At 72.0% G+C, this 7,495-nt stretch carries 8 protein-coding genes; 7 read left to right on the forward strand and 1 reads right to left on the reverse strand.

The annotated features are described in order from the left end of the window. Nucleotides 1–150: 150 nt before the first annotated feature. The 3 genes from VGF12_RS17365 to VGF12_RS17375 are packed head-to-tail and all read left to right on the forward strand — an operon-like array spanning nt 151 to nt 2,973. The gene (locus VGF12_RS17365; RefSeq protein WP_331177302.1) at nt 151–942 is read left to right on the forward strand and encodes an SDR family oxidoreductase; all 792 of its coding nucleotides are present in this window, start codon (nt 151–153) and stop codon (nt 940–942) included. 46 nt (nt 943–988) lie between these two features. After that, nucleotides 989–1,657, forward strand: a complete 669-nt coding sequence (locus VGF12_RS17370) for a response regulator transcription factor (RefSeq protein ID WP_331177303.1) — start codon at nt 989–991, stop codon at nt 1,655–1,657. Beyond that, complete coding sequence (locus tag VGF12_RS17375; protein WP_331177304.1) at nt 1,654–2,973, forward strand: ATP-binding protein; 1,320 nt, start codon at nt 1,654–1,656, stop codon at nt 2,971–2,973. The genes VGF12_RS17370 and VGF12_RS17375 overlap by 4 nt, the downstream gene beginning before the upstream one ends. A gap of 53 nt (nt 2,974–3,026) precedes the next feature. On the opposite strand, the gene VGF12_RS17380 is transcribed toward VGF12_RS17375, so the two are convergent. Beyond that, nucleotides 3,027–3,410, reverse strand: a complete 384-nt coding sequence (locus VGF12_RS17380) for a hypothetical protein (protein WP_331177305.1) — start codon at nt 3,408–3,410, stop codon at nt 3,027–3,029. A gap of 137 nt (nt 3,411–3,547) precedes the next feature. On the opposite strand from VGF12_RS17380, the gene VGF12_RS17385 reads away from it, so the two are divergent. The 4 genes from VGF12_RS17385 (at nt 3,548) to VGF12_RS17400 (ending at nt 7,348) form a co-directional block, all read left to right on the forward strand. Beyond that, nucleotides 3,548–4,792, forward strand: a complete 1,245-nt coding sequence (locus tag VGF12_RS17385; protein WP_331177306.1) for a cyanophycinase — start codon at nt 3,548–3,550, stop codon at nt 4,790–4,792. A gap of 92 nt (nt 4,793–4,884) precedes the next feature. Then, nucleotides 4,885–6,417, forward strand: a complete 1,533-nt coding sequence (locus VGF12_RS17390; RefSeq protein WP_331177307.1) for a Do family serine endopeptidase — start codon at nt 4,885–4,887, stop codon at nt 6,415–6,417. Nucleotides 6,418–6,496: 79 nt separating this feature from the next. Further along, nucleotides 6,497–6,841: a hypothetical protein gene (locus VGF12_RS17395; protein ID WP_331177308.1), complete on the forward strand. Its 345-nt coding sequence runs from the start codon at nt 6,497–6,499 to the stop codon at nt 6,839–6,841. A 126-nt stretch (nt 6,842–6,967) separates the two neighbouring features. Next, nucleotides 6,968–7,348 (forward strand): hypothetical protein, encoded by a 381-nt coding sequence (locus VGF12_RS17400; protein ID WP_331177309.1) that lies wholly within the window; start codon nt 6,968–6,970, stop codon nt 7,346–7,348. The last annotated feature ends 147 nt before the right edge of the window (nt 7,349–7,495 follow it).

Here is a 7,495-nt window from a genome sequence, read left to right on the forward strand (position 1 = left end):
ACCTGCTCATCTGCTTCGGCGCAACCGAGGCCCTGACGCCGGGCGCCGCGGCGTTGCTCGAGGCCCTGGCGCCGCGCTGAACAGCCCCAGCGCGCGACAGGACGTTCGGCATCGGCTACACCGTCGCCCATCTCCCTTGAAAGGCATGCCATGGACCTGCAATTGAAGAACCGCCTGGCCCTCGTCTCCGGCAGCACCGCCGGCATCGGCCAGGCCATCGCGCAGTCGCTCGCGGCGGAAGGCGCTCGCGTCATCGTCAATGGCCGCAGGCAGGCGGCGGTGGACGAAGCCGTCGCCGCCATCACGGCCGCCACCGGCAACCGGCCGCTGGGCTTCGCCGGTGACCTGAGCCAGCCTGACGTGGCCGAGGCGCTGGTCAGGCAGCACCCCGGCATCGAGATCCTCGTCAACAACCTGGGCATCTTCGAGCCCAAGCCTTTCGAGGAGATTCCCGACGCCGACTGGCTGCGCTTCTTCGACGTCAATGTGCTCAGCGGCGTGCGCCTGGCGCGCCTCGTGCTGCCGGCCATGAAGGCCGCCAACTGGGGCCGCATCGTGTTCATCTCCAGCGAGAGCGCGGTGCAGATTCCGGCCGAGATGATCCATTACGGCATGACCAAGACGGCCCAGCTCGCGGTGTCGCGCGGCCTGGCCGAGTCGCTCGCCGGCACGGGCATCACGGTCAACAGCGTCCTGCCCGGCCCCACGCGCTCGCGCGGCGTCAACGACTTCGTCGAGCAGCTCGCGCAGTCCGAGGGCAAGAGCTTTGCCGACTTCGAGAAGGAGTTCTTCGAGAAGGTGCGGCCGACGTCGCTGATCAAGCGCTTCTCGACGCCGCAGGAGGTGGCTGCCATGGTGACCTACGTCGTCAGCCCGCTGGCCTCGGCCACCACGGGCGCGGCGCTGCGCGTGGACGGCGGTACGACCAAGAGCGCGTTCTAGCCGCCTTCGCCCCAAAATCCCGTCTCCGCCGCTTCACCCACCTTGCATGCGCCTGCTCCTCGTTGAAGACGACCCCATGATCGGCGAGAGCCTGCGCGAAGCGCTGCGCCGCCAGGGTTTCGCAGCGGACTGGGTGCGCGACGGCCAGGCAGCGGACGCGGTGCTGGCCAGCGGCGAGCGCTTCGACGCGGTGCTGCTGGACCTGGGCCTGCCCCGGCGCGGCGGCCTGGACGTGCTGAAGAGCCTGCGCGCCCGTGGTGACGCGACGCCGGTGCTCGTGATGACCGCGCGTGACGCGCTGACCGACAAGGTCGCCGGCCTGGACGCCGGCGCGGACGACTACTTGGTCAAGCCCTTCGAGCTGGACGAGCTGCTGGCCCGGCTGCGTGCCGTCACGCGCCGCCACGGCGGCCGCACCGACACCGCGCTGGCCGTGGCCGACCTGCGCCTGGACCCGGCCACCCGCGAGGTCACGCGCGCGGGTCGGCCCGTACTGCTGTCGGCGCGCGAGTTCGCGCTGCTGCAGGCGCTGCTGGAGCGCCCCGGCGCCATCGTGTCGCGCGCCCAACTGGAAGATCGCCTCTACGGCTGGGGTGAAGAACTGGAGAGCAACGCCATCAGCGTCTACATGCACCAGTTGCGCAAGAAGCTCGGCGCCGACCTGCTCCACACCGTGCGCGGCCTGGGCTACTACGCCGGCCCCGAGAAGGCATGAAGCTGCTCTCCACGCTGCGCGGGCGGCTGTTTGCGCTGCTGGCGGTCCTCGGCGCCGTGACGGCGGTGGCCGTGGGCGGGGCCACCTATTTCAGCGTTCGGGCCGAAGCGGACGAACTGTTTGACTACCAGTTGCGCCAGACCGCGCTGTCGCTGCGCGACCAGGGGCGCATCGCCGGGGACGAGGCCGCCGCGCTCGCCGACCCGAGCTTCGACTACGTCGTGCAGATCTGGTCGCTGCAGGGGCTGGAGCTGTATTCCAGCCGCCCGCAGGGGCTGACCGAACCCCTGCCGGCGCGCGCCGTGCTGGGCTTCTCCAACCTGCGGCTGGGCGGGCAGGACTGGCGCGTCTTCGGCGCCGCCACACCGCTGCGCGTCGTGCAGGTGGCACAGCCGCTGGCCGTGCGGCAGAAGCTCGCGGCGCTGGCCGCGCTGCGCAGCATCGCACCGGTGGCCTTGGCCCTGCCGCTGGTGGCGGCGGCCGTGTGGTGGCTGATCGGCATCTCGCTGGCGCCGCTGGCGCGCGTCGTCCATGCCGCCCAGGCCGGCGGCGCCAACGCGCTGGACGCGTTGCCCACCGCCGGCCTGCCTGGCGAGATCGCGCCGCTGGTGGAGTCTTTCAACGGCCTGCTCGGGCGCTTGGCGACGGCCTTTGACGCCCAGCGCAGCTTCGTCGCCGACGCCGCCCACGAGCTGCGCACGCCGCTGACGGCCTTGAAGCTGCAACTGGGGCTGTTGCGCGATTCGGCACCCGGCGAGGAGCAGGATGCCGCCATCGCGCGACTGCGCGGCGGCATCGACCGCGCCGTGCACCTCGTGGAACAGCTGCTGGCGCTGGCGCGCGCCGAGCCCGGCGCCAGCGCGGCCGAACTGCCGCTGGACCTGGCCGAGCTGGCACGCCAGGCCGTGGCCGACGTGCAGCCGCTGGCCGACAAGGCCGGCGTCGCCCTCAGCGTGACGGCACCCGACGCGCTGCCGCTGGAGGGTGACCCGCAGGCCCTGCGCGGCGCGTTGCGCAACCTCATCGACAACGCGGTGAAGTACGGGGCGCGCACGGTGCAGGTGAGCGCGCTGCGGGGCAGCCGAGGCGCCCCGCTGCTGCGCGTGGACGACGACGGCCCCGGCATCCCGCTGGAAGCGCGCGAGCGCGTCTTCGACCGCTTCCAGCGCGGCGAGGGCTCGGGCAGTGCGGGCGTCGAGGGCAGCGGCCTGGGCCTGGCCATCGTGCGCGCGGCCGCACGCCAGCAGGGCGCACAGGCCCGGCTGGCGGACTCCCCGCTGGGCGGGCTGCGCGCGGAGATGGTCTGGCCGGCTTAGAGCAGCCTAGACCGGCATTCGGCTTCGATCGGCTTCGTTCAGCTTGGGCCGGCTCAGCGGCCGGCAGCGGCGTGCGCCCGGCGCTGCCAGCGCTCGACGTCGCTGATGACCCGGTCCCAGGCTGCGCGGTCGTAGGTCACGGCGGCGAAGAGGTTGTCCTGGGTCGGCCGCTGCCTGACGGCGGTGCCGGCGAGCGCCTCCAGCGCCTCGTGCGCCGCTGCGACGCAGCCCTTGAGGTCGGCGAAGGTCGAGGCAACGCGGTGGAACAGCACGCCGCGGTGCAGCTCGGTGGCCTTCATCGAAGGCGCTTCCATCGCTCGCAGGAAGATGCGCGCCTGGCCGTCGCCAAGCAATTCGACGCAGAACTCGCGGCGCCAGCCGGTCAGGGTCTGTTCAGTGGTCAGGGTGATGGGGGTCTCGTCAACTTGCAGGGTCATCCCGACAGTCTGCACGACGTCCGCGCCCCGGCCCCGGTGGATGTATCGCGATGCTTCGCGCCCCACCGGGGAGCGCGGCACGCTGATTCACCCATGGCAGCCACAAGTTGCGTGCTGTTTCCTGCCAAGATGCCTGCATGACATCCACTTACACCTCCCTGCGGCGCTTCGCCGCCCTCGTGCTGCTGGCCATCGGCACCACCGCGCAGGCCGGCACGGCCATCGTCATCGGCGGCGCACTGAAGAACGACAACGACGCCGTGTGGCAGCGCATCGTCGACGAGTCCGGCGGACCCGGCGCACGCATCGCCGTGTTCGCGACGGCCGCTGCCAACCCCGAGCGCAGCGCCGGCCTCATCGTCGCCACGCTGAACCGCCACGGCGCCCAGGCGGAGGCCATCCCCGTCGCGCCGCGCCAGACGGGCGTGGACCTGCAGAGCAATCTCAACGACCCCGCGCTGATCGCCAAGGTCGCGGCGTCCCGGGGGGTGTTCTTCTCCGGCGGTGCCCAGGAGTACATCGTCGACACGCTGCAACCCGGCGGCGAACCGACCGCCATGCTCAAGGCCATTCGGCAGGTCTTCGACGCGGGCGGCGTCGTGGCCGGCACCAGCGCCGGGGCGGCCGTCATGAGCCGCATGATGTTCCGGGACGCACCCGACAACATGCAGATCCTCAAGGGCCAGTGGCGCGACAAGCGCGAGTACGACCACGGCCTGGGCTGGGTCGGTCCCGATCTGTTCGTGGACCAGCACTTCCTCAAGCGCGGCCGCATCGGCCGCATGCTGCCGGCCATGCGCGCCTTCGGCTACACGCTGGGCCTGGGCGTGGAGGAGAACACGGCAGCCATCGTCAAGGGCAGCGACATCGAGATCGTCGGCGCGCGCGGCGCCCTGCTGGTGGACCTGTCCGAGGCCGGCACCGACGCCAAGTTGCCGGCCTTCAACCTGCGCGGCGCGCTGCTCAGCTACTTGGACCGCGGCGACCGCCACGACCTCAAGACCGGCGTCACGACGCCCGCCGCGCACAAGCTGCGCGAGCCCCGCATCGACCCGGCCGCGGGCGACTTCAAGCCCGTCCGGCGCTTCGACAACTACTTCCTCGACATCCTCGGCGACGGCAGCATCGTCAACGCCATGGCCCAGTTGCTCGAGGGCCCCACGGCCGAGGTGCGCGGCCTGGCCTACCGGGCCAAGCCGCGGCCCGGCGACCTGTCCCCCGAGCTGGGCTTCGAGTTCCGCCTCTACCGGGGCGCCGGCACGGTCGGCTGGCTCAGCGGTGCGCTGGGCAGCGACGACTACACGGTGCTGAAGGTGCGCCTGGACGTCACCCCGGTGCGCATGGCCAGCCCGCTGTTCACGCCGCTGGCCCCCACGCCCTAACTTTCGCCTCACCTTGGCCTCATCGGCCCCTCATGCTGGCTCCCTAGAGTCATCGGCAACGGCTGCACCGCAGCCCGCATGAGGAGTGAACGATGACCCGCACCGCCAAGACCGCATTGACCGCTTCCGCCGCCGCGCTGCTCGCCGCCGGCGTGACGATCACCACGGCCGCCTCGGGCTGGACGCTGCCGACCTGGTTGCAGAACAAGGCCCCGAGTGCCGTGCCCGCGAGCGGCGACGTCCCCGCCAGCCCGACGCCCATCGCCGCGGCGGCGGCAGCCGTCATGGCCGCGCCTGCCGCCGCGCTGCCCCCGGCCCAGCTGCCCAACTACCGCGCCATCGTGCAGACCCAGGGTCCGGCGGTCGTCGGCATCACCGTGGCTGGCCTGCACAAGGTCAGCGCCGAGGACGGCGCCGAGATGCAGGGCCCCGGTCTGGAGGATGATCCCTTCTTCCGCTTCTTCCGCGGCGTGCCGGGCCTGCGCATGCAGCCGCGCGGCGCCCAGCCGTTCCGCGGCCAGGGCTCGGGTTTCATCATCAGCAGCGACGGCCTGGTGCTGACCAATGCCCACGTCGTGCGCGACGCCAAGCAGGTCACCGTCAAGCTCAGCGACCGCCGCGAGTTCTCGGCCCAGGTGCTGGGCAGCGACCCGGCCACCGACATTGCCGTGCTGAAGCTCGACGCCAAGGGCCTTCCCGCCGTGCAGCTGGGGGATCCGAAGCAAGTGCAGGTGGGCGACTACGTGCTCGCCATCGGCGCCCCCTACGGCTTCGAGCAGACGGCCACCCAGGGCATCGTCAGCGCCAAGAGCCGTTCATTGCCGGGCGACAGCGTCGTGCCCTTCATCCAGACCGACGCGGCCGTGAACCCCGGCAACTCCGGCGGCCCGCTGTTCGACGCGTCGGGCCGGGTCGTCGGTGTCAACGCGCAGATCTACTCGCAAAGCGGCGGCTTCCAGGGCCTGGCCTTCGCCATCCCGGTGGACGTGGCGCTGAAGGTCAAGGACCAGATCGTCGCCCACGGCAAGGTCGAGCATGCGCGTCTGGGCGTCACGTTGCAGGACCTGTCCGCGCCGCTGGCCGCGTCCTTCGGCCTGGGGGCGCCGGACGGCGCCCTGGTGTCCAGCGTCATGCCTGGCAGCGCCGCCGCCAAGGCGGGGCTGAAGGCGGGTGACGTCATCACCGCCGTCGACGGCGAGGCCGTGCGCGTGGCGGGCGACGTGTCCAGCCGCGTCGGCCTGGCCCGCCCTGGCGACAAGCTCAAGCTGGAGCTGTGGCGCGACAAGAGCCGCCTCAGCGAGACCGTGGCCCTCGGCCGCGCCGACAAGGAGGTACAGGAAGCCAGCGCCGCGCCCGAACGCGGCTCGCTGGGCCTGGCGCTGCGGCCGCTGGAACGCCAGGAGCTGCGCGGCTCCGGGCTGGACCATGGCCTGCTCATCGAACGCGTGACCGGCCCGGCACAACTGGCTGGCGTGCAGCCCGGCGACGTGCTGCTGGCACTGAACGGCAAGCCGGTGCAGGACATCGACCAGGTGCGCGACGCGATGAAGGACAAGCCCAAGCAGGTCGCCCTGCTGGTGTCGCGCGACGGGCAGCAGATCTTCGTGCCCGTGCGGCTGGGCTGACTTCCCGGGCCGGCGCGGCCGGCCCGTCCTCCGCCCGGCGGCGGCGTCGCCGGGCTTCACGCGCCTCAAGGAGTCCCTGATGAACACGCGTCGTTTCTCCCCCGCCTTCCTCCTCGCCCTGGCAGCCACCGCCGGCTCCGCACAGGCCGCCACGACGTCGCATGCCCGGGCCACCCCGCCCGCCGTGGCGCGCTCGCTGGCCCAAGGCCAGCACATCGACATCGAGTTGCGCCAAGGGCGGCTGACGCAGGCGCAGGCCAACGCGCTGCAGGATGCCAGGGCCCTTCAGGAGCACGAGGCCCGCAGCCTGGCCGCCAGCCCGTCCGGCAGCGACGCCGCGCTGGCGCTGAGCCACCGGCAGGACCTCCTGGACTGGGCCATCCGCAGCGGTGACACGCAGTTCCTTTCGACACACGGCTCCTGACCCCGCGGGCGACGTTCGGGCGCACCAGCGCCCGTGAAAACTCACCACGGCGGTGCTCCGCGCCGATGCCCGCTGCCGCTGCCACTGCGCTAGGCTGCGCGCCGTCGCATTACCGCCGCGGGGTCCGTGCTGGAAATCCTTTTCGAACTGCTGGCCGAGCTGCTGTTCCAGATCCTCGGCGAAGTGTTGGTGGAGCTGGGCCTGCACTCGGTCGCCGAACCGTTCCGCAAGCGGCCCAACGTCTGGCTTGCCGTGCTGGGCTATGCGCTGCTGGGTGCCGGCCTGGGTGCGCTGAGCCTGGGGGTCTTTCCCGGTCACCTCACGCGCGACGGCTGGCCACGGCTGCTGAACCTGGTGTTCACGCCCGTGCTGGCCGGACTGGCGATGGCGTGGCTGGGCCGCTGGCGTGCCCGCCGCGGCGACCCGGTGCTGCGCATCGACCGCTTCGCCTACGGCTATCTGTTCGCCCTGGCCGCGGCGGTGGTGAGATTCAACTTCGCGGACTGAATCCGGTGCGTCGCGTCTCCTGGCCCCTGCTTCTGCTCGCCGCACTGGCCGGTGCCGCCGGCGTGGTCTACACGCTGCGCGAGCCCGCCGAGCGCATGCCGCCGGCGGGTCCGGCGCCCGGCATGGCTGCGTTGCCACTGCCCCCGC

Source organism: Roseateles sp., assembly GCF_036404855.1.
Classification (GTDB): domain Bacteria; phylum Pseudomonadota; class Gammaproteobacteria; order Burkholderiales; family Burkholderiaceae_C; genus Pelomonas.

Coding starts and splice junctions, on each gene's coding strand:
- VGF12_RS17370 (WP_331177303.1), top strand. CDS start 989: ATGCGCCTGCTCCTCGTTGAAGACGACCCCATGATCGGCGAGAGCCTG.
- VGF12_RS17395 (WP_331177308.1), top strand. CDS start 6,497: ATGAACACGCGTCGTTTCTCCCCCGCCTTCCTCCTCGCCCTGGCAGCC.
- VGF12_RS17365 (WP_331177302.1), top strand. CDS start 151: ATGGACCTGCAATTGAAGAACCGCCTGGCCCTCGTCTCCGGCAGCACC.
- VGF12_RS17390 (WP_331177307.1), top strand. CDS start 4,885: ATGACCCGCACCGCCAAGACCGCATTGACCGCTTCCGCCGCCGCGCTG.
- VGF12_RS17380 (WP_331177305.1), bottom strand. CDS start 3,410: ATGACCCTGCAAGTTGACGAGACCCCCATCACCCTGACCACTGAACAG.
- VGF12_RS17385 (WP_331177306.1), top strand. CDS start 3,548: ATGACATCCACTTACACCTCCCTGCGGCGCTTCGCCGCCCTCGTGCTG.
- VGF12_RS17375 (WP_331177304.1), top strand. CDS start 1,654: ATGAAGCTGCTCTCCACGCTGCGCGGGCGGCTGTTTGCGCTGCTGGCG.